The sequence below is a fragment of the Desulfomicrobium baculatum DSM 4028 genome (genome assembly GCF_000023225.1).
Classification (GTDB): domain Bacteria; phylum Desulfobacterota; class Desulfovibrionia; order Desulfovibrionales; family Desulfomicrobiaceae; genus Desulfomicrobium; species Desulfomicrobium baculatum.
The window spans coordinates 185,411-210,442 of the sequence record NC_013173.1; the positions used below are offsets into that span (position 1 = coordinate 185,411).

Annotated in this window: 22 protein-coding genes; 5 read left to right on the top strand and 17 right to left on the bottom strand. The window is 61.8% G+C overall.

The annotated features are described in order from the left end of the window. Nucleotides 1–175: 175 nt before the first annotated feature. Both DBAC_RS00800 and DBAC_RS19995 read right to left on the bottom strand, forming a co-directional pair. A complete protein-coding gene (locus DBAC_RS00800; RefSeq protein ID WP_012805371.1) occupies nucleotides 176–1,318 on the bottom strand; it encodes a type II toxin-antitoxin system HipA family toxin in 1,143 nt (380 codons plus the stop codon). After that, a complete protein-coding gene (locus DBAC_RS19995) occupies nucleotides 1,308–1,619 on the bottom strand; it encodes a helix-turn-helix domain-containing protein (RefSeq protein WP_012805372.1) in 312 nt (103 codons plus the stop codon). The genes DBAC_RS00800 and DBAC_RS19995 overlap by 11 nt, the downstream gene beginning before the upstream one ends. A gap of 686 nt (nucleotides 1,620–2,305) precedes the next feature. Between DBAC_RS19995 and DBAC_RS00805 the strand changes: the two genes are divergently transcribed. Next, nucleotides 2,306–2,980, top strand: coding sequence for an acyloxyacyl hydrolase (locus DBAC_RS00805; protein ID WP_012805373.1), 675 nt, complete (start codon nucleotides 2,306–2,308; stop codon nucleotides 2,978–2,980). A gap of 187 nt (nucleotides 2,981–3,167) precedes the next feature. Here DBAC_RS00805 and DBAC_RS00810 read toward each other — a convergent pair whose 3' ends face one another. The 3 genes from DBAC_RS00810 to DBAC_RS00820 form a co-directional block, all read right to left on the bottom strand. Next, complete coding sequence (locus tag DBAC_RS00810; protein WP_012805374.1) at nucleotides 3,168–3,284, bottom strand: desulfoferrodoxin FeS4 iron-binding domain-containing protein; 117 nt, start codon at nucleotides 3,282–3,284, stop codon at nucleotides 3,168–3,170. A gap of 358 nt (nucleotides 3,285–3,642) precedes the next feature. Beyond that, nucleotides 3,643–4,314, bottom strand: coding sequence for a YiaD family glycine zipper/OmpA-like lipoprotein (locus DBAC_RS00815; RefSeq protein ID WP_012805375.1), 672 nt, complete (start codon nucleotides 4,312–4,314; stop codon nucleotides 3,643–3,645). A gap of 122 nt (nucleotides 4,315–4,436) precedes the next feature. Beyond that, complete coding sequence (locus DBAC_RS00820; RefSeq protein WP_012805376.1) at nucleotides 4,437–5,516, bottom strand: FUSC family protein; 1,080 nt, start codon at nucleotides 5,514–5,516, stop codon at nucleotides 4,437–4,439. A gap of 165 nt (nucleotides 5,517–5,681) precedes the next feature. Here DBAC_RS00820 and DBAC_RS00825 point away from each other — a divergent pair, with 165 nt between their 5' ends. From DBAC_RS00825 to fdhF, 3 genes are read left to right on the top strand one after another with little or no spacing between them, the layout of a single operon-like run. Next, nucleotides 5,682–6,209 (top strand): NADH-quinone oxidoreductase subunit NuoE family protein, encoded by a 528-nt coding sequence (locus DBAC_RS00825; protein ID WP_012805377.1) that lies wholly within the window; start codon nucleotides 5,682–5,684, stop codon nucleotides 6,207–6,209. Continuing rightward, nucleotides 6,206–8,044, top strand: coding sequence for an NADH-quinone oxidoreductase subunit NuoF (gene nuoF / locus DBAC_RS00830; protein ID WP_012805378.1), 1,839 nt, complete (start codon nucleotides 6,206–6,208; stop codon nucleotides 8,042–8,044). The genes DBAC_RS00825 and nuoF overlap by 4 nt, the downstream gene beginning before the upstream one ends. A 10-nt stretch (nucleotides 8,045–8,054) precedes the next feature. Beyond that, nucleotides 8,055–10,715 carry a formate dehydrogenase subunit alpha gene (gene fdhF / locus DBAC_RS00835; protein WP_012805379.1) on the top strand — a complete coding sequence of 887 codons (2,661 nt, stop codon included), beginning with the start codon at nucleotides 8,055–8,057 and terminating at the stop codon, nucleotides 10,713–10,715. Between the two features lie 13 nt (nucleotides 10,716–10,728). On the opposite strand, the gene DBAC_RS00840 is transcribed toward fdhF, so the two are convergent. The 9 genes from DBAC_RS00840 to DBAC_RS00880 all read right to left on the bottom strand — a co-directional run bounded on the left by DBAC_RS00840 (nucleotide 10,729) and on the right by DBAC_RS00880 (nucleotide 19,168). Then, nucleotides 10,729–11,730: an Lcl C-terminal domain-containing protein gene (locus DBAC_RS00840; RefSeq protein ID WP_012805380.1), complete on the bottom strand. Its 1,002-nt coding sequence runs from the start codon at nucleotides 11,728–11,730 to the stop codon at nucleotides 10,729–10,731. Nucleotides 11,731–11,738: 8 nt separating this feature from the next. Further along, nucleotides 11,739–12,071, bottom strand: a complete 333-nt coding sequence (locus tag DBAC_RS00845; RefSeq protein WP_012805381.1) for a TraR/DksA family transcriptional regulator — start codon at nucleotides 12,069–12,071, stop codon at nucleotides 11,739–11,741. 186 nt (nucleotides 12,072–12,257) lie between these two features. Then, nucleotides 12,258–12,815: a 4Fe-4S dicluster domain-containing protein gene (locus DBAC_RS00850; protein WP_012805382.1), complete on the bottom strand. Its 558-nt coding sequence runs from the start codon at nucleotides 12,813–12,815 to the stop codon at nucleotides 12,258–12,260. Nucleotides 12,816–12,827: 12 nt separating this feature from the next. After that, entirely contained in the window at nucleotides 12,828–14,957 is a 2,130-nt protein-coding gene (locus DBAC_RS00855) for a molybdopterin-containing oxidoreductase family protein (RefSeq protein ID WP_012805383.1), read from the bottom strand. Then, nucleotides 14,947–15,786: an HPP family protein gene (locus tag DBAC_RS00860; protein ID WP_012805384.1), complete on the bottom strand. Its 840-nt coding sequence runs from the start codon at nucleotides 15,784–15,786 to the stop codon at nucleotides 14,947–14,949. The genes DBAC_RS00855 and DBAC_RS00860 overlap by 11 nt, the downstream gene beginning before the upstream one ends. Before the next feature lie 308 nt (nucleotides 15,787–16,094). After that, nucleotides 16,095–16,427 carry a PilZ domain-containing protein gene (locus DBAC_RS00865; RefSeq protein ID WP_012805385.1) on the bottom strand — a complete coding sequence of 111 codons (333 nt, stop codon included), beginning with the start codon at nucleotides 16,425–16,427 and terminating at the stop codon, nucleotides 16,095–16,097. Between the two features lie 92 nt (nucleotides 16,428–16,519). After that, entirely contained in the window at nucleotides 16,520–17,410 is an 891-nt protein-coding gene (gene uvsE / locus DBAC_RS00870) for a UV DNA damage repair endonuclease UvsE (protein WP_012805386.1), read from the bottom strand. A gap of 24 nt (nucleotides 17,411–17,434) precedes the next feature. Further along, nucleotides 17,435–18,706, bottom strand: coding sequence for a Y-family DNA polymerase (locus DBAC_RS00875; RefSeq protein WP_012805387.1), 1,272 nt, complete (start codon nucleotides 18,704–18,706; stop codon nucleotides 17,435–17,437). After that, nucleotides 18,707–19,168, bottom strand: a complete 462-nt coding sequence (locus tag DBAC_RS00880) for a LexA family protein (RefSeq protein WP_012805388.1) — start codon at nucleotides 19,166–19,168, stop codon at nucleotides 18,707–18,709. Nucleotides 19,169–19,284: 116 nt separating this feature from the next. Here DBAC_RS00880 and DBAC_RS00885 point away from each other — a divergent pair, with 116 nt between their 5' ends. Continuing rightward, a complete protein-coding gene (locus DBAC_RS00885) occupies nucleotides 19,285–21,186 on the top strand; it encodes a molybdopterin-dependent oxidoreductase (RefSeq protein WP_012805389.1) in 1,902 nt (633 codons plus the stop codon). Here DBAC_RS00885 and DBAC_RS00890 read toward each other — a convergent pair. From DBAC_RS00890 to DBAC_RS00900, 3 genes are all read right to left on the bottom strand, one after another. Then, the gene (locus tag DBAC_RS00890; protein WP_012805390.1) at nucleotides 21,180–21,449 is read right to left on the bottom strand and encodes a hypothetical protein; all 270 of its coding nucleotides are present in this window, start codon (nucleotides 21,447–21,449) and stop codon (nucleotides 21,180–21,182) included. The genes DBAC_RS00885 and DBAC_RS00890 overlap by 7 nt on opposite strands. Nucleotides 21,450–21,679: 230 nt before the next feature. Beyond that, complete coding sequence (locus DBAC_RS17530; RefSeq protein ID WP_012805391.1) at nucleotides 21,680–23,956, bottom strand: ATP-binding protein; 2,277 nt, start codon at nucleotides 23,954–23,956, stop codon at nucleotides 21,680–21,682. After that, nucleotides 23,946–24,953, bottom strand: coding sequence for an ABC transporter substrate-binding protein (locus DBAC_RS00900; RefSeq protein WP_012805392.1), 1,008 nt, complete (start codon nucleotides 24,951–24,953; stop codon nucleotides 23,946–23,948). The genes DBAC_RS17530 and DBAC_RS00900 overlap by 11 nt, the downstream gene beginning before the upstream one ends. Nucleotides 24,954–25,032: the final 79 nt, after the last annotated feature.

Genomic DNA, 25,032 nt, shown 5'->3' on the forward strand with positions numbered 1-25,032 from the left:
TGGATGTAAAAATCCAGGCCCTTATTCTTTATTCAATGGTCCACTGCGGCCATCGATTCCGGTTGACTGGTTATGTTATCAGGGTTGAGTAGTTCAAGATTCGGGATCTGCCCTCGTCCCCCCCTAGAAGTCTCTCACAACTCGGCAATGAAGGCTTCCATCTGAGCAGCCAGTTCTATTTTTTCGCCTTCGCCAAAGCCTCATCCACCTGCTGGATCATTTCACGCACTGTCCGTGCGTCAACATCAATGGTGGCGGCTGCGGCCTGCAGATCCTTTTCGGTAATGTTCAGCCCTTTGTTGTTCACCATGCAGGTCTGTTCCCCGTTGATACCTTCGGAAGGGTTCAGGTCATAAACCGGGGCCATGCGCCACTGATTATCCTTGTCCAGCAGGAAGGAAAAGTTTTTAGAATGATCGTCCTTGTTGCCGGAACGCACGTTGAACACCATGAGGCGGACCATCTTTTGTACTTCGCGCATGTCCTTGGTGAGCAGCAGTGTCAGGCGCAACAGACTTTCATAGGTTAGCGACGGTTCGCGATGCGAGGCGTGCAGCAGGCCGCAGGCGGTGTGCACATGCACTTTCATGCCCTGTATTCTGTCAAAGCGTTTGACGCCAAAGTAGCCTGGTGTGGTCTCGGACGGGAAGAGATGTGTCTCAGGCATATCGAGCCCGGCTTCTCTGGCGGCGATGGAGTAAGTATATTCCATCAGCCCGGTATCTGGTGACTCGTGCGTGGAGCGAAATTTGATAATCCAGGGCTCTCCATCCGCGCCTTGAGGCGCAATGCAATAATCATCGGCAACGTTCACCAGAATTTTGGGCCTGGCCCCGGCGGATGAGCCATTAAGCTGGATGAGTCTGTCCAACTGGTTTGCATCCACTGGGGCGTCACGCAAGACCTTGAGGGATTCTTCGGCCAACGCATCCAATTCCGTCACAGAAACAACCTCGTCGGCCCGATCACTTGCGGGGGTGTACTCGAGTGCCCCCATTCCATGCGTGCCCACCATGGCAAGACGTTGAAGAGGCAAGCAGGCATGCAGAGACGTGCCTTTCTTGCGCAAGGCCCTGTCCAGCAGGAGCAGCCCCCATCCGTCCGGCAAACTGTCGTTAAAGACACCGAACAGACCGTCAAAGGTGCGCTTGGGGTCTTCCTTGACCTCCGGGCTTAGGGGGAGTTTAAACGGCGAGATGTTGATGCCAGAATCGAGAAACTCCGGTGCATACTGGAACAGTATAGTGCCGCCCTGTTCGGCAAGCTTGCCCATATAGCGGCGTTCGCCATGGGCGTGTAGATGGACATCAAGATTCATGGCGTTTTCTCCCGGCTCTTTTACGGGGTGTGGGCTCTTCCAGTGTGAACAGGTTCTCTGGGCGTGGAGGGATGAACAATTCCGCAAAGGCCCCAAGGTCGTTAAGGACCATTGCAATGGACAAGAGAGAAGACAGAGAGATTTCTCCCGTTGTCTCAAAGCGCTTCACTGAACCAAGAGAAACACCGCTACGCGCTGCCAGTTCCTTCTGGCTCATATTGAGCGCGAGACGCCGAGCCTGAGCCCTGGCGGCAATATCACAGCGGACTTCTTGAGGAGTTTTGAGGATTGAGTCTAGCATTTTATCCCTTAGTTTGGATTTTGCAAATAGTAGCTAAAATACGAGACGAAGACAATATTATAAACTATGGCCGGCTGCCGTGATTTGTGGGGGCCCATTCTCGGTCGCCAGCTGCTTGAGCCTACCCGTCATGCCGTGGAAGAATTTACATAACGTGACGCACACAACTTGAGTCGTTTTGAAGCCCAGCCTTCTGCCTCCGTCAATTCTGCTTCTTTCGGCAACCCGAACGGGAAGCCTTTCCGCACAATCCGTTCCCGTCTTTAGCTCTCCATCTCCTGGCCATTGGGAGTTTCAGAGGTGGCTTTTTTGGGAGCCGTTGCTTTTCCGGGCCACCTTTCGGCAGGCCGATCCTCTCCGAGCGACCCGTCATATATCCCAGTTGCGGTATATGCGGCGGATTCAGGCATAAGCCTCTTTTCGAACGTTTAAATAATGTTGCTATTGTTTTACAAAATCAGACTGTTACGGACTACTGTCCGCAGGATCGTCTTGGCGTAATCGTTGCTTGATCAAGGTGTTGCCGAGCAGGAACGTTCTTCCTCGTATGAGTTAAATGGGGAGAGTGTCTTGGGATAAATTCCTTCTTTTTGCCGGCATGCAAACATGCTGACCGAGGGGGGGCGCTCGAACGAACCGGATTTGCCATTTAAAGCCAGTTTGACACCGTATCAGGAGAGTCGCTCGTGAAGAAGTTTCAACCAATGAACCTGTTCGTCGTCTGCCTGCTTTTGCTCCTGCCCTTTTCAGTTCATGCGGAGGACCTTCAGCCTGCCGCCGATTCTGCGCCCATTGCGGTGGACGCTTCACCTTCCGGGTCCACTGATATCTGGGCGGGAGCGGTGGGCCACGGTTTTCGCGCCGGGACGCAGACGTTTCGTCTCGGTGTCGGGATGGGGTACGGAATCAAGATTTTCGGGGCCCGGGAGCGGCACGACCTCCTTCCGATGACGGTTTCTTACGGCCGCATGGTCGGCGATGTCGTGGGGGGCGGACACTGGTACCGAGGAAATTTCGAGGTGCGCGGGGAGGTCTTTCTCGCTCCGCAGGTCAATTCCGATGGTTACTGGACCATCGGACTGACGCCCCATTTGCGCTATAATTTTGCCAGCGGCACGCGCTGGATTCCCTACGTCGATGTCGGTATGGGCATTGCCTTCACCGAAATCCGTGCCCCCGACCTGGGCGCATCGTTCCAATTCAATGAACAAGCGGCGGTTGGAGTGAACTATTTTTTTACCGACGACGTTGCGGTCAACTTCGAGATCCACTTTCTTCATCTTTCCTCTGCCGGCCTGTCCAAACCCAACCAAGGGGTGAACACGCTGGGGCCCTGCATAGGAGTGAATTGGTTTTTTTGAGTAGCGGCGTTGTCGGGCCGTCAGATTTCAAAGGGCACTAATGAATTGACCGGTTTTTATTGAAATTCCCCAAGGGCTGTAAAATCTGCTCAGTCTTCTCCCATCCGCTCCATCATTTTGAAATACCCCCCTGTTTTCCTAAATCCAGGAAAACAGGGGGGTATTCGTTTTGAGGAAAGCTGAAAGATTATTGCTTGACCATGGGCTGGTCGCAACACACGAGTTCGCCCTCACCGCCTTCTTTCACGAGCACGACGGCGCCACACGCTTCACATTTGTAAACCTCGCCTTTTTCCGAAGACATAGAGTTCTCCTTGTTGAATGTTGTAGTTGGTCGTGATTTGTCGCAAGGAGCATGCCGGACGGGAGTTGGACACGCTTATGAGGGTAACGTCTTGATTCTGTGATGAAAATGGCGAGAGAACAGCGGACGCCGCGCAGGCGGAACCGTGGAGCAAGCCATCATATGTGATAATTTTGCGGAATGTCACGGATCATGGAGATGAATGACGGAGCGCCGTTTTTTCGTCCAGGTTCATGAAGCTTGAAATGTCTTGAATCCGATCACCTTCATGAATAATCGAACGGGCCTGTGCTTTGCAGCGCAGGCCCGTTCGATTGGTGAAAGCTGGGCGGTTGCCCGGCAAGGGCGGGGCGAGTCCTTAGTACGGCTGCTGAGTGGTGTTCGGATTGACGCGGATTTCCACGCGGCGGTTCATCTGGCGGCCTTCCGGGGTGTCGTTGGTGGCCACCGGGCGGGATTCGCCGTAGCCCATGGCCGTTATGCGGGACGGGTTGACCCCGCGTTCGACAAGCAGTCGCTGCACGCTCCAGGCGCGGCGCTCGGACAGGGCCTGGTTGTAGGTGTCGGAGCCGGTGCTGTCCGTATGGCCCTCGACCACGATGGTGGTCTGGGGGTACTTGACCAGGACCTGGGCGATTCGTTCAATCTCGGTGTAGAGGCCGGGTAGGACCACGTCGGAGTCCACGGCAAAAGTCACGTCTCCTTTGAGGGTCAGGGCCAGGAGGTCTCCCTCGCGCCGGACGGCCACTTCTTCGGACTGGGACAGGGCCTGGCGCATATCCGCTTCCTGGTTGTCCATCATGCGTCCGACTCCGGCTCCGGCCAGGCCGCCGATGGCCGCTCCGGCTGCCGCGCCGATGAGGGTGCCCTTGGTATCCTTGCCGATGATCTGGCCCACAATAGCTCCTGCCGCAGCGCCGCCAGCCGCGCCATAGGTGGCTCCCTTGGTTGTTTTGGACTGCTGATCCATGGTGGCGCAGCCGCTGATGGCGATTGCGGCGACAAGTACGATGAGAATCAATTTTTTCATGGCTATGCCTTCCTTGCTCGGCTAAAATTTATCGGTCATTCTTGTTTTATAAAACTTTCTGGAGGCGGGTCAACGTCATGACCGGACATTGACCACCGGCGAGCGTTCCAGAATCCCTTCCATCATTGTGGGCATTGTTTTTCTCGCGTTCGCGCCGGGACGTCGAACAGCGGATCCTGGCCATACGTGCGGATGTCCCGGCCCATGGCTTGGGCGCTGTGGAAGAAGGCGAAAAATTGAATCATCTTCTGGAGATCGAAGCGTCTGATCGCACCGTCTTTGCGCAATCCCCACAAACGGTTTTCGGCCCCTTTCAGGGCGCGTTCAAGTTTGTCTCCATGCAGGCCGGACCCGGAGGCAATGCCGCGCATGGTGTCCACGGTGCTGGATACGAGTTCGCGCAGTTCGTTTTCCATCAAGATTTCGTAGCCTTGTTCTTGTTCGCTGTTTAACGCTTGCAGCATGGTCTGGAGATGGCCTCCGCATTTTTCGAGGGTTCGGATTTTGAGCCCCAGCAGGTCCGTATCCTCATTGTAGATCCGCCGCTCGTGGCGAAGGACCTTCTGGAAAAGGGCGCGGTCTTCAAGCAGGTCCGTCTGCAGTTGCTGGAGGAGGCGCGCATCAAGCCCGGACTGCATGGCCAGAAACGCGTTCATGATCGTCTCGTAGTGCCCGGCGCAGTCGTCGAAGCGTGCCTTGAGTCTGGTCTTGAGCGTGGTTCCCGCGCGCAACGGCCAAAGAACGATGCTGACCAGAAACGCGGAAGCCACGCCCAAAGCGATCTCCACGACCCGAAGCATGCCGAAGACAAGACGATTGTCCTGATCGGTGGTTCCGGCCAGGACCACGATGCACACGGTGATGGCGGCCATGCGGTATCTGGCGTTGAAGCGGGTCATGTACGCGCAGAACGTCACCGACAGAAACAGGGCGAGCACCGTCATGGCGGGGGTCTCGGGAAAAAGCAGGATGGCGGCAATGCCGATGACGGCCCCGACGGCGGTCCCGGATAAGCGGTAGAGGCACATCTGGACGGAGTCCGCGACATAGACCTGCATGACGATGACTGCGGACAAGGCCGCCCAGTATCCGTATTTCAGATCGAAAAAAGAGGCGATGGCGTAGGCCAGCACTGCGGCGCCGCCGGTTTTCAGGCCATGGCGCAGCATGGCTGGATGTGAATTTGGATCGATGAAGGCCATGGTTTTCCTTGAGGCATTGCGCGGAGACGTCGGTTTTGGCGCGGAGCTCTCGATGTCGGTGCGGGCAGATTTTTTTTTGTAAGTAAACTCGTCCTGGACCGCAATGGCCGGTCGTGGAAGGGCATCGGCCTGCCTCTTCACAACCGATTTGCGCATCCTCGGCCCGTGCATTATGGCCTGTTGAGCTTGAACCCGAAAACCTTCAAAAAACGAAGTTCCCCCTTGAGCCCACTCACTCCCGCACAGTTTGCCCAGGCAGACGCCATTATCGCCGCGCATCGTGACACACAAGGTTCTCTTATCACTGTTTTGCGGCTTTGTCAGGACATTGTCGGATATTTTCCCCTCGAACTCATAAGGTATATCGCGAGCGGGATGAATCAGCCCTTGTCCACGGTTTATGGGGTCATCTCCTTCTATTCCCTCTTTTCCCTGAAACCCAAAGGGCGGCACAACATCCGCGTCTGCACTGGCACGGCCTGCTATGTGCGCGGTGTGCGCGAGGTGCTGGACCGGGTGGAGCGCCGCTTCGGCGTCAAGGCCGGGGGCACGTGCGAGAGCGGCCGCTTCAGCCTGGAGCCGGTGCGCTGTCTGGGCGCGTGCGGCCTGGCTCCGGTCATGGTCGTGGACCGCGACACCCACGGCGGGGTCACGCCCGACTCGGCCTGCGAAATTCTGGAGGGCTACGAATGAGCGCGTCAGACAAACTCGACCGCGCCGGACTCCTGGCCCTGCGCGAGCAGGAGAAGGCTCTTCTGGACACGGCCGCGCCGCGCATCTTCTGCTGCAGCGGCACGGGCTGCCACGCCACGGGGTCCATCCCGCTCATCGCGGCCCTGCGCGAGGAGGCTGCGCGACAGGGGGGCTGCGTGCAGGTCATCGAAACGGGCTGCAACGGCTTCTGCGCCCTGGGGCCGGTGGTCATCATGCAGCCCGGCGGCATCCTGTACTGCAAGGTGCGCGTGGAGGATGCGGCCGATGCGGTCGCCTCGGCCGGGGCTGAGCCCGTGGAGCGCCTGCTGTACCGCGATCCGGCGGGCAAGGCCGTGGCGAGCATGGACGAGATCCCGTTTTTTGCCCTGCAGCGGCCCTGGACCCTGCGCAACAAGGGGCGCATCGACCCCGAGAACATTGGCCACGCCATCGCCCACGACGGCTACCAGGGGCTGGCCAAGGCGCTTTTCGACATCGCGCCGGAGGGCATCATCGAGGAAATGCGCCTTTCGGGCCTGCGCGGACGCGGCGGGGCGGGGTTTCCTACGGGCCTCAAATGGAAGTTCGCCGCCGCCTCGCCCGGCGATGTGAAGTACGTGCTCTGCAACGCCGACGAGGGCGACCCCGGCGCGTTCATGGACCGCTCCATCCTTGAGTCCGATCCGCACGCGGTGCTCGAAGGCATGATCATCGCGGCCGTGGCCATCGGCGCGCATCAGGGCTACATCTACTGCCGCTCCGAATACCCCCTGGCCATCCAGCGCCTGACCTTAGCCATCGGGCAGGCCCGGGAACTCGGTCTTCTCGGGGAAAGCATCCTGGGCAGCGATTTTTCTTTTGACCTTGAAATCTATCAGGGCGCGGGAGCCTTTGTCTGCGGCGAGGAGACCGCGCTCATGCGCTCCATCGAAGGCCGTCGCGGCATGCCCCGGCCCCGGCCGCCATTTCCGGCGCAGCAGGGTTTGTGGGGCAGGCCGACGGTCTTGAACAACGTCGAGACCCTGGCAAATGTCGGGCGCATCATCCGCCTCGGCGGCGGGCACTACGCCGGCATCGGCACCGAGGGCAGCACAGGCACCAAGGTCTTCGCCCTGTCCGGCGACGTGAACAACATCGGGCTGGTCGAGGTGGACATGGGCACGCCGCTGTCCGTGCTGGTGAACGACATCGGCGGCGGGGTGCCCGGCAAGCGCGCGTGCAAGGCCGTGCAGCTGGGCGGCCCGTCCGGCGGGAGCATCCCGGCGCACCTGCTGGACACGCCCGTGGACTACGAGGCCATCGCCAAGGCCGGGGCCATCATGGGTTCGGGCGGGGTCATCGTCATGAACGACCGCACCTGCATGGTCGACATGGCCCGCTTCTTCATGGACTTCATCCAGGACGAGTCCTGCGGCAAGTGCACGCCCTGCCGGGAGGGGACCAGACGTCAGCTCGAAATCCTGACCCGCATCTGCGAAGGACGGGGCGCGCCCGGCGACCTGCGCACCCTGGAGGATCTGGCCGCCGTGATCACCGATGCATCCTTGTGCGGTCTGGGCCAGACCGCATCCAATCCGATCCTCTCGGCCCTGCGCCATTTCCGGGACGAATTCGAGGCCCACATCATGGACAAGCGCTGCCCGGCCAAGCGCTGCGTGGCCCTGCTCAAATTCGAGGTGGACGAGTCGCGCTGCCGCAAATGCGGGCTGTGCCACAAGGCCTGTCCGGCCGGGGCCGTGATCTGGGCCAAAAAACAGACCGCCCGCATCGACCGCGAGAAATGCGTGCGGTGCCTGGCTTGTTTTTCGGCCTGTCCCTTTGACTGCATCGACTGACGGAGAGACCATGGAACTGACCATCAACGATACGCCGTGCGTCTTTTCTCCCGGACAGACGATTCTCGAAGTGGCCACGGACCACGGCATCTTCATTCCGACCCTGTGCCATCTGCCCGGCTGCACGCCCACCGGCGCGTGCCGCATCTGCGTGGTCGAGGTCTGGGGCGCACGCACGCTGGTCGCGTCCTGCGCGGCGCCTGCGTCCGAGGGCATGATCGTACATACCGATTCCGAGCGCGTGATCCGCGCCCGCAAGACGGTCCTGCGCCTCATGCTGGACTCCGGAAATCACGACTGCCTGCTCTGCCCGGCTGCTGGTGATTGCACTTTGCAGAGCCTGGCCTACCGCTACGGCGTGGGCACAGGAACCTTTGAGCGCACGAAGCCGCGCTACCGGCCCGAGACCGGCAACCCGTTCATCGTCCGCGATTTTTCCAAATGCATCCTCTGCGGCCGCTGCGTGCAGGCCTGCAACGAGGTGCAGGTCAACGAAGCCATCGACTTCGGCTACCGTGGCGCGGCCACCAAGATCGTGGCCGGATGCGATACCACTCTGGCCGAGTCGGACTGCGTGTTTTGCGGCGAGTGCCTGCAGGTCTGCCCGACAGGGGCGCTCAGCATGACGGATGCCCGCCGCAAGCCGCGTCTGTGCGAGACGCGCCCGGTGCGCACGACCTGCCCGTATTGCGGGGTGGGCTGCCAGATGGATGTGTATGTGCAGGGCGGCCGCATCCGGCACGTGCGGGGAGCTGAGGACGGGCATAACGAAGGCAGCCTGTGCGTCAAGGGCCGCTTTGCCCTGGATTTCACCGCCCATCCCGATCGCCTGACCACCCCGCTCATACGGCGGGACGGAGAGCTTGTCCCTGCCGGGTGGGACGAGGCGCTTGATCTGGTGGCGTCCCGACTTCTGGCCGTGCGTGAAGAGCACGGGCCGCAGGCCCTGGGCTTTCTGGCCTCGGCCCGCTGCACCAACGAGGAAAACTATCTCTTCCAGAAGCTGGCGCGGTGTCTTGGCACCAACAACGTGGATCATTGCGCGCGGCTGTGTCACGCCTCCTCCCTGGTGGCCCTGGTACGGGCTTTCGGCAGCGCCTCGGCGACCAATCCCATGGCTGATCTCGACAATGCCGAGGTCATTCTGGTCACCGGCTCCAACACCACCGAGACGCACCCCGTGTTCTCAAGCCGCATCAAGCGCTTGGCCCGCACCAAAGCCACGCTTGTGGTCGTGGACCCGCGCGCCGTCGGCCTGACCCGTCACGCAAGTCTTTGGCTGCGGCCCAGGCCCGGCACGGACATCGCCTGGATCAACGGGCTCATGCACGTCATTCTGCGCGAAGGCCTGGAAAACCGTGCTTTCATCGGCAGCCGCACCGAAGGGTTCGAGGAATTGCGCGCGGCGTTAGGTCCGTATACCCCCGAATACGTGCAGTCCGCGACCGGAATTCCCGCCGTCGATCTTGAGCGGGCGGCCCGCCTGTATGCCCGCGCTGGGGCGGCGACGATCCTGTATTGCATGGGCATCACCCAGCACACCTGCGGCACGGACACGGTGCTGGCCCTGGCCAATCTGGCCCTGCTCTGCGGACAGGTCGGGCGGCCGGGGGCGGGGATCAATCCGTTGCGTGGGCAGAACAACGTGCAGGGCTCCTGCGACATGGGCGGCTTGCCGGGCGTCTTGCCCGGATACGGGCGGGTGGACGACGATGCTGCTTTGGGCCGGATGGAAAGCCTGTGGAAGACGTCCTTATCCAAGAATCCCGGCCTGACCGCCACGGAGATGTTCGCCACTCCGCAGGTCCGGGCCATGTACGTCATGGGCGAGAACCCTGCCGTGTCGGATGCGGATGTTTCCCATGTGCAAGCCCGGCTGGCGGGTCTTGATTTTCTGGTCGTGCAGGACATTTTTCTGACCGAGACGGCGCGGTTGGCCGACGTGGTCCTGCCTGCGGCGTCCGCGCTGGAAAAGGACGGCACCTTCACCAACACCGACCGCCGCGTGCAGCGCGTGCGCGCGGCCGTGCCGTGTCCGGGTCAGGCGCTTCCCGACTGGCGCATTTTGAATCTTCTGGGACCGCGTCTGGGCGTATCCATGGGGTATGATCATCCCGGGGAGATCATGCGCGAGATCGCTCTGGCCGCGCCCATATACGGCGGCATCGACTACCGTCGCATCAAACGCGAGGGCCTTGTTTGGCCCTGTCCGGATGCGGCCCATCCCGGTACCCCCCTCCTGCACCGCGAGACTTTTCCCCGGGGCAGGGGGCGTTTTGTGCCCACGCATGCGCAAGTCCCGGCGGAGATGCCCGACGCGGACTATCCTTTTCTGCTCAGTACCGGCCGGGTGCTTGAGCATTACCACACCGGCACCATGACCCGCAAAAACGAGGGGCTGAACAGGCTGGTGCCCGCATGCCAGGCAGAGATTCATCCGGAGGATGCGAAGCGGCTTCAAATCGTATCCGGTCAGCAGGTCCGTGTCGCGTCGAGGCGGGGGGAGATCACGGTCACGGCCCTGCTGACGGACCGGGTCGCGCCAGGCATGGTTTTCATTCCTTTCCATTTCGCTGAGGCGGCGGCCAACGTTTTGACCAATTCCGCCCACGACGCGGCGGCCAGGATTCCGGAGTTCAAGGTCTGTGCGGTGCGTATCGAGCCTGAATGAGGCCGCGTCGTATTCAGGCGGCCACGAACCAGGCGTGAAATTCCCGCTTGGCCTTGAAACCCACGCCCACGGCTCCCTTGTGCAGGTACAGGCAGTAGGCCCAGTCCGGGCCATAGGCGCTGCTGGTCGAGGACCAGTAGGCTTCGCGGATGTCCGTGAAAGGATGATTCGAGGGCAGGGCGGGGTTGTGGTGCTCGGCGTCGACCAGCGATTCCAGCTCGCGGATGCTCGGCAGGCGCCATTTGCGGCCTTTCTTGCTCCGCTTTTTTGCCTCCCGTAACGCGTCTTCCCAGGCGCAGATCCCGCATTGGTCCGTTGATCTGGTCCACAAAAGTCCGGTCAGCAGATCGCGCACCCCGTCTTCTTCCATGTCAAAACGCGGTTCCGGCCACGGCGCGCCGCTGCGTAGATCCCCGTCCTGACCCGTCGCGGCGCAGTCGATGATTGTCCCGAAAGCGTCCCAGCAGCGCCGCTGTCCGGTGCGCGAAAGAACGGGGCTTTTGCCGCGCACCGGCCAGACCATGGCGTCGCGGGTCTTGTCACCGTAGAACATGCGCCCGCCTTCCAGATGCACGTGCCAAGCGTAGGCCGGCGCCAGGCTGGCCGTGGTCGAGGTCCAGTACCAGGTCTGGCTGACCGTGAAGGGATGCCCGGCGGGCAGGGCCGGGCGGTGATGGCTGTAGCTGACCAGGCTGGAAAGCTCGCGGCGGTTCGGCAATCGCCAGTCGGCATGGTCGAAGGCGTTTCCCTCGTTCATGAGCTTCACGGCGGACAGGGCTTCGGTCCAGGACATGGGAAAGTCCCCCAGGCTGGCCGTGCGCGGCCAGACGAGGCTTGTCAGCCGGTCCAAAACGAGGTCGTTTTCCAGTAACTCGAATCGAGGTTCGGGCCAGGGGAGTCCGGTTCGGAATTCCCCATCCTGCCCGCTGCCTGCGCAGTCCACGGGCTTTCCTTCAGCGTCGAAGCACAAGGTCTGTCCCGTGGCCAGAATGTGGCGAATGGCGCTGGCGGGCATGAGGGGGCCTACTCCGCGCAGTCCACGCACAGCGTGGCTTCGGGCATGACCAGCAGACGGCCGACGGCGATGTCCTCACCGCATTCGGCGCAGACCCCGAAATGTTCGTCGTCAACTCTGTCCAGGGCGCGTTCAAGCCGCATCAGGGTTCGTCTGGAATCCGTCAGGCGCTGTTCGCTGATGGCCTGGTTGGCCATGGAGTCCATGCGCGACAGTCGTCCGATGGGCTGGTCCAAAGACACGGGCTTGGAGGTTTCCTGCAGCTGGGCGATGGTGGTTTTGAGTTCTTCCATGCGCTTCTCGATGCGCGTTCTGATTTCGCGGCGTTGTTCCGGGGTCATTGTCTGGTCCTTGAAAAGGTTGTGCGGCCGCTCCTTCCCAGGGAGAGGGCGCGCGACGTGAGACGTCACTATAGGAACCAAAACAAGGCAGGGTCAATGCGCTGGTCGGAATACGGGCATGAAAAGCCTGGAAGGGCCGAAAGCCTGAGCTTCCGACCCTTCCAAATTCTGTTTTCTGGCCGATCCTTATTTGGGCGTGCGAAAGTAGAGCATGGACTGGGCGCTCATCTTTTTCACGATCTCCTTGCCCTCGGCCTCGAGCTCCATTTTCAGGATTTCCTTTTCTCCGAAGCGGATGGCGTCGGTCAGGCAGACCTCGGCGCAGACCGGCTTTTCGCCCACATGCACCCGGTCCCAGCACAGGTCGCATTTGTGGGCCTTGTTTCTGGCCGCGTCGAACTGGATGACTCCGTATGGGCAGGCTTCGATGCAGTCGCGGCTGCCCCGGCATTTATTCGCCATGATGCGCACGATGCCGGTCTCAGTATCTTTGACGATGGCTTCGGTCGTGCACGCCTTGATGCAGGCTGCGTTCTTGCAGTGCTGGCAGGGCATGACCCAGGAACGGATGGCGATGTCCGGGTAGGTGCCCTGGCGGTCGCTTTCCACGCGCAGGTAATAGGGGATCATGCCCGGCGCGTCCGTGGCGTGGTCTGTGAGGCCGTGATAGTTGCGGCAGGCCGCCACGCAGGTCTTGCAGCCTATGCAGCGGTCCAGGTCAATGGCGAGACTTAATTGTTTCATGGTTTGCCTCCTTCATCCTTCCACGGTGACGCGGGTGGACACGTGCGATTCTCCGCCGACGACATCCTGCCAGTCGAGCGTCATGCCCGAGTCCGGGATGAGGATGTTGTCGCTGACCCCTTCGCCAAGCACCGCCACCCGGCCGACAGTGGCGCCGAACCCGTGATGCAGGCCCAGACAGTCAGGCCGGATGCGCTCGGTGCATTTGGCCCGGACTTTGAGCGTGCCGGTACGGGAGCGCACGCTGACCAATGCCCCGTCCTCGATGCCGAGTTTCTTGGCCGTGGCCGTGTTGATGAGTAGCGGATTTTCCATGAGCCCGCCCACCGGGTCGCGCAGCTGCGGGTTGTTGTGGGTCCACTGGCCTGAGCCCTGGTGGAAGATGGTCCGGTAGGAGATGAGGATGTAGGGGAATTCCCCGGCGTCGGCCTCGTATTCCGGGGCCAGACCTACGCGCGGCATGGCCTGGTTCACGTCCTCCAGGTCCTCCCAATACAGCTGGACCTTCTTGCTCGGGGTGCCGAAACCGTTCTGTTCGTATTTGCGAAAGCCCGTGGTTCCGGGCGACCAGAGCCCGCCCATCTCCCGCAACGTGTCCACGGACAGGTCAAGGCTCGCCAGCTGGATATCGTAGTATTCCAGGTCGTCCTTGAAGGCGAAGTATTCGGGGCACAGACGCTTGCCGAGGTCGATGAAGACCTCGTTGGAGTGCCTGCATTCGCCCGGCGCTTCGACCACCGGCTGGCGCAGGGCCACTCCGTGGCCGAAGTTGTACCACCATGGCATGAAGAGCAGCTCCCAACGCTCGAAATAGCTTTTGTCCGGAAGCACATAGTCGGCGTACCTCGCGGTATCGGAGAGCATGATTTCGTAGCTGACCAGCATTTCAAGCTGATACTCCCCCTTGTCGTTCGTCATGGTCACGGCCTTGCGCCATTCCTCCTGGCCCATCTCGGTCAGGGCCGGGTTGCACTCGGCCACGATCAGGACCTTCAGGTCGCCGTTCTTGATGGCCTGGGCTTCGTACCAAGTCGGCTCCATGATGAAGGAATACTTGCCGAACGTGTCCTTGTCCGGCCCGGTGCGGTGCCACCCCTTTGCCGCCAGGTCCGGGCCGGTCGGGGCCGGGAGGACCGGGGAGAGCGGGGTCAAGTCGGGCAGGGGCTGTCCGCCGGGGTTGTCGATGTTGCCGGTCACGGCCAGGAAGTTGGTCCAGGCATGGCCGAAGTCCAGGGCCTGGCCGAGCATGATGCCCTTGAAGCTGTCTACGCCAACGGAGGGTGCCGAGGCGCACATTTCGGCCAGCTTCACGATGTCCTGGGCCGGGACATCGCAGATTTTGCTCATGGCCTCGGGGGTCTTGTCCGCCAGATAGCTCTGGAGCTTTTCGAAGTCGCCCTCGCGGATCCAGTTCTGAGCGAACCCCTTGTCGTAGAGCCCGTTCATGACAATGTGATGGGTCATGCCCGTGAACAGGGCCGTGTCCCCCGAAGGTCTGATGGGGATCCACCAATCGGCCTTGGCCGCGTCGGCGGTGAAGATGGGGTCGATGACCACGAGGATGGCGCCGCGATCCTTGGCGTTCAAAATATCGCGGGGTACGGCCGCGTCATCAAGGCAGCCCATGGCGTGGCGGCCGGCCAGGATGATGACCCCGCCCCTCGGCACGGAAGCGAAATTAGGCGGGATGTGATGATTGGGCACGCCGCCCATGGCCTTGATGCAGGCCACGATCTTGGCCGAGTCGCAGTGCGGCAGGGCCGTGTTGATGAAGCCGCCGTAGGCATTCAGGAAACGCCATTTGGGGTCGGTGATGGAGTGGGGGAAGAAGCTGGCCGTGAGCTTGTGCGCATCCCCACGGTCGCGCAGGTCTGAGAGCTTTCCGGTGATGGCGTGCAATGCCTCGTCCCAGGAGCAGGGCTCGAATTTGCCTTCGCCGCGCTTGCCGACCCGCTTCAGGGGCCGGGTCAGGCGGTCGGGGCTGTACTCCAGCGAAACTCCGGCCATTCCCTTGACGCAGGCCTTGCCCCTGGCCTTGGGGTTGCCCCGGATTTCCTTGAGCACCCCGTCCTCGACCCGGGCCAGAATGGGGCATTCGGCCTTGCAATGGTAACACACGGTGGGAATCCATTTACTGTCCATGTTTTTCCTCCTTCGTGTTTGACCCGGGAATGGGCCCGGATCTGCCCGATATCGGCGCTGCGGACGGGCATTCATCCGTCCGCGCGACCAGCACCCGCGCGCCGAAGAAATGATGCAGGGACATGACGGCAAGCCCGGCCGACATGACCCAGAGTCCTGCGGTATAAGCGCCCTCGCTCCACGGCTTGGCGCACATGAGCAGGGACGCGAGAACGCAGATGCCCGTGCCGGCGATGTCGGGCTTGTCCATGCCCAGGTTGAGCCATGATCGTGGGCAGCCCTCGTCCGGGGCCGGGCATTCGAACCAGACGCGGTTCCAGACCACGGTGAAGACCACGGCCAGGACCGCGCCCCAGGCCATGTGCAGGGGCAGCATGGCAATCGGGACCGGCAGCGGCAGGATGGCCGGGATGGCTGCGGTGGCGGCGGCCGGGGGATGGTCGGCGTCCAGGATCTGCATGAACACGGCCGAAAAAAAGACGGCCAGGCCGAGTTTGGCGGGGATGGCAAGGCTTGTGCCGCCAAACATCGCCTCACCTGCCGCGACGCCCAGCAGACCGCCCACGGCGGAGATGAAATGTCCGACGATGACCGATTTGGGCCGGGCCACGCGCAGGTAGGTGCAGGTTGCGCCGATGAAGCAGGTCGCGGCCAGGGGGGGATAGAGCACGCTCACGCCGGTGGCATCACAGGCCAGGGCGATGAGCGCCAGAAACAGCCCCGCACCCGTGGAGCCCCACAGGATTCTCGACAGGGAGATGACTCCGGGCCGATAAAGGTCCCGCCTGAATTCGCGCCTGTTCGGCAGTACCAGCCGGATTTCGATCATGGCCTGTCTCCGTCAATATTTTAAGGACGTATATTGATTGCCCATACGATGATTATCCGCCGGACGTAAAGGCGACCGGGAAAATTATCGGATTACGGGGTTGCGGGCAGTTCCAGGAGATCCGAAGTTATGACGGGAGAAATGCTTCGTGATGGAAGAGAAAAAGCAGCGCCATGTGGTCATGGGCTGCTTTTCTTCTCAGATGATTGCGCGGTGATGTCGGGATTGGTTTGGTGCAGGGCAAAAAAAATTACAGGCCGTAATTCGGTCTTTTAAATTTGTCGTTGACGTCCAGAATCAGACAACGTTCAAGCCGCCCGGAAATTTTTCCTTCTGTCGGAGGCCTCGGCCATTTCCAGGCCGACTCCGTACCTGCTCGAAAACAGACCTTCCTGCGGGGCGCACCAGCGGACCATGCCTACGCAGTAGGTTTCGCCGAGCCGCTGCGCGTTTTCGGCTCCGGGACGGAAGAGGATTTTCACAGGCTCTCCCCGGGTCAGGGGATGGTCCATCTCGATCATCAGGCCCCTGTCACTGTAGTTGACGATGCGGGACTCGAACGGGCCTTTGGACGATGCATACAGTTCAACGCTGCAACGCTCCAGACTGGCCTTGCGTGGCGATCTTCTTTTGTTGATCATGACCGAATCCTCCCGAATTTATCTGGAAAACGTCATACAGTTAAGTCGGACTGCGGCTTTTGTCCAGCCCTGTAAGACAAAAAACATCGCTGTTACACGTTCAGATCATGCATGAGCCTGACCACGGCCAGTTCCTTGGCCTTGGCTTCCACGTCCACGGTCATGGTCCGGCCATGCCAGCATTGCGGAATATCGGCCGGGTCGATGTAGTCGGCGTGGGGCCTTTGGTTGGCGTTCCAGCCCTCGCGCGGGGATGAAATGTGGCAGTATGGCTCGCGGCCGTGCCAGGTCGTCGCCGCAAGTTCCGTGGCCTCGCAAACGCCCAGGCCATCGGGATTGCAGCGATGATGGTGCGCGTCGTAGACCAGCGGCAGGCCAAGCTCCGTACACAGGGGCAGCAGGTCGGCCACGGTGTAGCTCACGTCGTCGTTCTCCACGGAGAGCCGCGCGGCCACGTTTTCGGGCAGGCGCTTGAAGGCTTCGGCGAAGCGGGCCAGGGCTGCTGTCTTGTCCCCATAGACCCCGCCGCCGTGGATGTTGATGACGTCCGCGCCGACCATTTCGGCCAGCAGGGCGTGGTATTCCAGTTCGCGCACGGAGTTTGCGACCACGTGAGCATGGGGCGAGGACAGGACCACGAACTGGTCCGGATGGAAGCTCAGGCGGATGTCGTGTACCTGCGCGAACGTTCTGACGGCGGACATGCGCGCGGCGATGGTTTCGGCCTGGGACAGGTCTTCCAGGGCGTAGCCGACTTCGGGGTGGGTCATGCGCGGAAACAGGGGAGAGCTGATGCGGAAGGCTCCGATGCCGAGCCGCTGCGCCGCCCGCACGGCCAGGAGCAGATTGTCCGCGTTGTGCAGGCAAATGCCTGATACCTTGGCCAGGGCAGCGTTGCGATCCATGGCGCCGAGAACCTTGGCCGTGGTGGCGCGAAAGGAAATTTTTTCGGCCACGAAGAGGCAGCACAATCCGAAACGCATGATGTTCCTTGCGGGTGAAGAGGATTAATGAACCACGGGCAGCTCGGCCCAGGAGGTGGTATAGCTGGGGGAGCGGCGCTCCTGGCGCATGTGCCATTCCTTTTTCCCAAGGCCGGAGGCGGCCAGGGTCAGGGTGCCCCGGCCATGGACGGTGTTGATGCGGTCCATGACCCGCATCAGCGCGTCGCGTCTGGTTTTCTCCTCTCCGTGGGGCTCCAGGAAGGAGAGCTGGCGGCCAGTGGCCGGGGAGAGGTCCTGCAGGATCACGCCCGCCTTCTGGTATCTGTAGCCCGGCTTGTGGATGTCCCGCAGGATTTCAAGGGCCGGGCCATGCAGCGCGAGGGTGTCGGCCGTGGGCGCGGGCAGGGCGCGGCAGCGGCTTCCGGCGTACTGGGGCCCGGGCTGGAAGCGGTTTGTCTCCAGAAAGACTTGCACGGCTCCGGCCACGAGTCCCTTGCGGCGCAGTTTTTCCCCGGCCCGCTGCACGTAGGCCGAGACCGCCTCCTCCAGACTCGCGAGATTCTCGATGCGCGTGCCGAAGGAACGTGAGCAGACCAGGGAACGGGCTGGGGGCGGGGCGTCCTCCAGGGCGATGCACGGGATCTGGCGCAGCTCCAGCACGGTGCGCAAACCGGTCACGGTCAGATGGCGTCGGACCCAGTCGTCGTCCCGGCCTTTCAGCTCCAGCGCGGTACGCACCCCGCAGTCGCCAAGACGCCGCGCGCTCCTGCGGCCGATGCCCCAGATGTCGCCCGTTTCCAGGCCGCTCAGGACCCGGTCGATATCCTCCTCGTCTTCCAGAAGGCGCACGCCGTCGCCGCTTTCCTTTTTGGCCAGCCGGTTGGCGATCTTGGCCAGGGTCTTGGTCCGGGCGATACCCACGCAGACCGGGATGCCGGTCCATTGCCGCACGGTGCGGCGGATTTCTTTCGCCGTGCGCAACAGGGAGGCGCTGCTGAAACCCCGCAGCAGCAGAAAACATTCGTCGATGGAATAGACTTCCGCTTCCTCCGAGAAGCCCGCCAGGATGCGCATGACCCGCGCGGACATGTCGCCGTAGAGTGCGTAGTTGGAGGAGAAGACGTGCACGCCGCTGCGGCTGAAAAAGGCCTCGCGCTTGTAGGCCGGTTCGCCCATCACGACGCCCAGGGCCTTGGCCTCGTTCGAGCGGGCGATGACGCAGCCGTCGTTGTTGGAGAGCACGACCACGGGCTTGCCTTCAAGGCTCGGGTCGAAGACCCGCTCGCAGGACGCATAAAAATTGTTGCAGTCGACCATGAGGTAGAAGTCGCGCATCTAGAGCTTCCGCACCACACCCGTGACCACGCCCCAGACGTGCAGGTCCTGGCCTTCGGTCACCGTGATGGGCTGGTAGCAGGGGTTTTCCGGGGCGAGCAGGGTCTGCCCGTTTTTCATGACCAGGCGTTTGACCGTCAGTTCCCCGTCCAGCACCGCGACCACGATTTTGCCGTGGGCGGGCTGTTCGGAGCGGTCCACGACCAGGACGTCGCCGTCGCTGATGCCCGCGCCGGTCATGGAATCTCCGCTGACCCGGACCATGAATGTGGCGGCGGGGTTACGGATCAGATAGGTGTTCAGGTCCAGGGCCGTTTCGATGTAGTCGTCGGCCGGAGACGGAAAACCGGCCGAGATGCGGTCCAGATAGAGGGGCGTGCCGTGACGTGGCTCACTGACGGCGCGGCCCAGGATTTCGAGCCGCTCGCGGCTGGGGGTGCTCAGCTGAAGAAGGTTTGACATGCATGAACCATTGCCTCCCGTCTTGGCTTCCGTCAACGCCGGGATTAGTACTGCTCTCGACAGACGGCAAACACGAACCGGGAACCGCTACACTGCGTGTCCTCAAGGGAGAATACATGACCATCACCGCCTGCACCCTCGATTGTCCCGATGCCTGTTCCCTTGTGGCCGAAAGCGGCGTGGATGGCCTGCGTCTGCGCGGCAATCCGGACCACCCCTTCACGCGCGGCTTTGCCTGCCCCAAGCTCGACGTGCATCGCAGACGCCAGATCAGCCCGCACCGCCTGCGTTCCCCCCGGCTCAAGGTGGACGGGCGCTGGCAGGACATAAGCTGGGACGAGGCCATGGGGCTGTGCGCCGAGAAGATCGCCCTGTACCGGGACGAGCCCCGCTCCATCCTGCATGTGCGCGGTTCGGGCAACCGGGGCGTGATCAAGGCGCTGTCGAACCTTTTTTTTCGCAGGCTGGGAGCCTCCGGCCTGCACGGGTCGTTGTGCGACGAGGCCGGGATAGCGGCGTGCACGGAAGATTTCGGCTGCCTGCGCACCAACGACATTTCGGACATTCTGAACACGTCGGCCCTGGTCAACTGGGGCCGCGACCTGGCGCGTGGCTCGGTGCACACGGCGGCCCTGGTCCGCGCCCTGCGCAAGAAGGGCGTGCCGGTGCTGACCATCGCCCCCGGAGAGGACACAGCCAAAGGTTTCACGGACCATTTCGTGCGCGTGAGGCCGGGAACGGACCGTTTCCTGGCCGCGGCCGTGCTGCGCGAGGTGCTGCGCCGCCAGGGAATCGCGCCGGAGGTGGGGGCCGCGTGCCGCGACCTTGCCGGCTTCGAAGAGCTGCTCGCCGGGTGCGGGCCGGAGCTTCTGGAGTGGTGCGGGGCGACGCCTGCGGATGTAGCGCTGCTGGCGGACCATTACGCCGGGCCCATGCCCGTGGCCACGCTTCTGGGTTGGGGGCTGCAACGCTATTGTTTCGGCGGCCAGAACGTGCGCTTCATCAACGCCCTGGCCATGCTCTCGGGCCAGGTGGGTAGAAGCGGCGGCGGGACCTACTACGGATTAAGCTCCATGGCCAACTTCGAGCTGCCCTGGAAGACGGAGACGGCGTACGGCCGGACCCTGCTCATGCCCGACCTGGCCCGGGAACTCCGCCGCGCCGACCCTCCCGTGCGCATGGCCTGGATCGAATGCATCAACCCCGCCAACCAGTTCCCGGAGGCGGCCGAGGTGGCCCGCGCCCTGGCCGGGCTCGATTTTGTGGTGGTCGCCGACGCCTTCATGACGGACACGGCGGAGGTGGCGGATCTGATCCTGCCCGTGGCGCTGATGCTCGAACAGGAGGATGTCGTCGGCTCCTTCCTGCACGAGTACGTGCAGCTGAGCGCCAAGGCCGTGGAGCCGCCGCAGGGCGTGCGCACGGATCACCGGATTTTGTCCGATCTGGGGGCCCGGCTCTCTCCCCCGGTGACTTTGCCAGGGCCCGAGGAGGCCCTGCGCCAGGCGCTCGGTTCCTCCACGCTGAATGGGAGTCTCGAAGAGCTGCGCAGCCGGGGGTATGTCCGTTCCACCCACGGGCCGGTGGCCTTCGAGGGCCTGCGCTTCGGGCACGCGGACGGTCTCTACCGCCTGCCGCCCCGTCTGGACCCGCCGATGACGACCATGGACGACGGCTATCCCCTGCAGCTCTTGACGCTCATCAACCGCCGCTTCGTCCATTCCCAGATCCTGCCCGAGGATCAGACCGGCGAGCCCGTGGTGAGCGTGCACCCGCGCACCCTTGAGGGGCTCGGCATCGAACCCGGAGCGGGTTGGCTGGTCACGGCGCTCGGACGGCTCGCGGTGCTGTTCGCGGCGGACGAGTCCATGCACCCGGATTGCGCGGTCTACCGGCGTGGGCCGTGGGGCAAATTGGGAGGCGGGGTGAATCGTATCATCGGGTTCGTGGAGACGGACATGGGCGGGGTCGGCGCGTACTATGAGCAGCGCTGCCGTCTGGAGCGCAGGGGTCAGTAGCGGCCGTTCTTGACCGTGGTCACGTAGAGTTCGTAGTCGGGGTCGTTTTCGACATTGACGCCCGGGTAGGACGGTTCGCTCCATTCGAAGCGGTCGCCCCTCCATGCCACGATCGTGCGCCGCGCCTTGAAGGCCGCGTCCACATAGACCACCTCCACGGTGCTGCGCGTGTCGTAGGCGGAGGCGTCACAGACGATGCCGACCTTGGTGAAGGCCTGGCCATGAATGGTGACGGGATAGCCGGTTCTGATCTTGGGCCGCATGGACTGCTTTCCCTGGTTGATGGTTTGACGGGAGGCCTTTGGGGCCGGTGCTTTTCGCGAAGTATCGCGGTTTTATTTTTCTGGAAAGAGAAAATATCCGCCACGGCTCGTGGCGGGTACGATTTATGGCGCTCCGGTTCGGCGCGTTTGCAACTGGAGGCGTTCGGTTCAGGCCGCCGGTGCGTGAAACTTCGACATATATCGGCGCGTAAGCCTGCAGAGCCGGCCGTTCAAGACGATTTTTTGCCGCATACGCGAGCGATGATCTTGGTCAGGTCCTTGATGGAGACGGGTTTGGCCAGATATTCGTCAAACCCGTCTTCCAGATACTTTTCCCTGTCCCCGTGTAGGGCGTGGGCCGTGAGCGCGATGACGGGCAGGCTGTGCCCGAATCTTTCCCGAATATGCCGTGTGGCCATGCTTCCATCCATGACCGGCATCTGGATGTCCATGAGCACGCAGTCCACGGTGGCCGTTTGCAGAAGATCAAGCGCTTCCTGGCCATTGACGGCGCAGATGACCCGGTGTCCGAGTTTTTCGAGGGATTTTTGCAGGAAGAGGCGGTTGATGGGGTTGTCCTCGGTCACGAGGACGGACAGCCCCTGCACAAGCAATTCGTCGCCCAGGTCCGGGTCCTGCGCGGGCTCTTCCGGCAGCGCCCGTTCGACCGGGATGTTGAAGAAGAAGGTGGTTCCCACCCCTTCCGTGCTGCGCACCCCGATGGAGCCTCCCATGGCCTCGATGAGCTGCTTGACGATGGCCAGCCCCAGCCCCGTGCCCTGATAGGTTCTGGTCGGAAAGCGCGCCGCCTGGGTGAAGCGCTCGAAGATACTGTCCTGCTTGTCTGCGGGGATGCCGCACCCGGAGTCCATTATTTCAAAATGGAGCATCATGCGGGCGCTGTTTTCTTCGGAAGTCAGCCCGGTCAGACGCAGTTCGATCTTTCCTTTTTCCGTGAACTTGACCGCATTGCCGACCAGATTGAAGAAGATTTGGCGAATCCTGTTCTCGTCGCCGACCACGGCCTGCGGCAACTCTTCAGCAAGGACAAGGGACAGGGTGACGCCCTTTTCCCGAATGCCGGGCTTGAAGAAGGCGATGGTGGCTTCGAGCATGCTTCTGGCGTTGAAGCGGTTTTTTTGCAGCTCGATTTTTCCGGCTTCGACTTTCGAGAAATCGAGGATGTCGTTGATGATGTGCAGCAGATTCTGTCCGGATTGGCGGATAAGGGTCAGATATTCCTGCACGCCCGGGTTGCCGGGATTGCCGATGGCCAGCTCGGCCAGCCCCATGATCCCGGTCAGGGGAGTGCGGATTTCGTGGCTCATGTGCGCCAGAAAAAGGCTTTTGGCCTCGTTGGCCTCATCGGCCTTGCGCCTGGCCGATTGCAGTTGCAGCAGGGTCTGTTTGCGGATGTGCACAACCAGGGTCAGGGAGATGATGATGACCAGCAGGGCGATGACGATACTCCCGAAGATCAGGAAGAGCCGCTTGTTGGCTTCGAAGATGTTTCGGGGTCGATGCACGATGACGGAGCCTTTGGGCAGGGCCTTCTCGTCCAGGTTGAAACGCGTCAGCTCCCGGTGATCAAAGAGAAATCGATTGGCGATTTCCTTGACTACGGGCAGCGCTGAAGGCGCGGTCCCATCCAGGATTTGCAGGGCCATGCGGGCCGCGATTCTGCCGTGTTCGGCGCCGTTGACCAATTTGCCGCCCACGATGCCGTGTCCCAGGAAAAAATCCCAGAATCCATAAATAGGGCTCTGCGTGTTGGCTCTGACCAGGGCCACGCTGGGGCCGAAATCAAGCATGCGGCCATCCAGTCCTGCAATGGCGTTGCCCAGAAAGACAAGTGTTTTTGGGCTTAGGGCCGCGACTTTTTCCAGCAGGGCCGGGGTGGGGATGTCCTGCCAGAAGTGAAAGCGCAGCCTTCCGGCATAGGAAGGCATGAGATGCAGAAACTGGCTGCGGTTTGACCTGTCCGTGCTCGAAAGAGATCCTCCGATGACGACCACGTTGCGCGTATCGGGGTGCAGGGCCAGGGCTGCGTCCAGTGTCTCGCGCGCGGAGATTATCTCCGATACGCCTGTGATGCCTTCCGCGTCGCCAAGCATTTCCGGCTGGAAATTGTTCACGCCGCAGAAGATGATGGGCACGTTTTCAAAGAGCTTGTCGCGGTGTCGCAAAACGAAGCTGAACGCCGCGTCATCGGAGACAATCACCGCGCTTACGGCGTGATCGCGCACGTGGGTTGCGATCAGTTCCGACTGCATCGAAAGAATGTGTTCTTGCGGGTAGCGTTTGGCGTCCAGGTACTCGGTGCTGAGCGACCAGGGCTTGCCGGATCCGGAAAAGGTCTCGACGATGCCCTGATGTATGTCGTCGGTCCAGCTCAGGCCCGGATTGTAGGAGTGAATGACCAGAATATCGGGGACGGTCTGGGCCTGCGCGCAGAGAGCGCTCAGGCCCAGCAGCATCAGCAGCAGGGAAAAGGCTTTATTCCACAAGTGCCGTCGCCTCCTGAAGGAGACCTTCCGGGATGTCGATGCGCAGTTTTCTGGCTATTTTCATGTTGAGCATGGTCAGCCCCCGCGTCGTGCCTACGCTGGGGATATCCGCGACGCGCTCGCCGTTCAGGATGCGCAGGGCCATGCCCCCCGCCAGGGTTCCGTGTTCGAATCCTGTCTGGATCACGCCGCAGAGGGCTCCGTCGGCGACAGTGTAGTCGAAAAAACCCACGGAGGGGAGGACCACGTTCTCCCGGGTCCAGCGCATGACTTCGTGGTCTGGGACGACCTGTCCCGCGGCATCGGTCAGGTTGTGGTAGTTCAGGATGGCGAGGGCGTCGTGGGTTGAGCCGCTGGAGCTCAGGATCTGCCGCCAGTTTTCATAGGTGTCGACAATGATCCACTCGGCTTCGATGTCTGCCGGGGTCGAGGCGCGCATCGAACGGACCGCTGCAAGGCTTGAGGGCCGGGAGTCCAGGAGCACCAGGATTTTGCGGATGTCCGGACGCAGGCGGCGCAGCAGCTTCAGGCTTTCGCCCCAGGCGAGTTCCTCGACCACGCCCGTGACGTTGACGGCCGGATAGCCATACTGCGCCGGATCCTGGTTGACCCCGCAGAAGACGAAGGCCGGAGCCGAGCTGTTGCCGGCGAATTGCGCCGCGAAATACTGCTGCGCATCGTCGTCGCTGGTGATGACCACGTCCGGTTTGAAGTTGAGCATCGTCTCGGTCGCGATCCGTCCTGCGGCGGTGAGTCTGGTCTCGTCGCCTTTGATGCGGTTGACGTTGGTGTCCATGAAAACGGTGCGCAGTTCGATTTGATGCCTGGAAAGCATCCTTTCCAGGGCGTCATGGATGTCGGCGGTCCAGGTGAAATTACGGTCGTAGCTGTGCACGATCAGGACCTTTTTGCCGGTATTGCCGCCAGTCTCGCCGAGGTGAGGGAACAGGGCCGCGAGGAAGGCCAAAAGGATGATGTGCGGGATTTTCCGAGACATATTTTTTTCTGTCACACAATGTCGTTGCCCGCAATATGCGCCGGAGGTTTTGCAGCGTCTGTCCGGCGCGCGTTTTTGC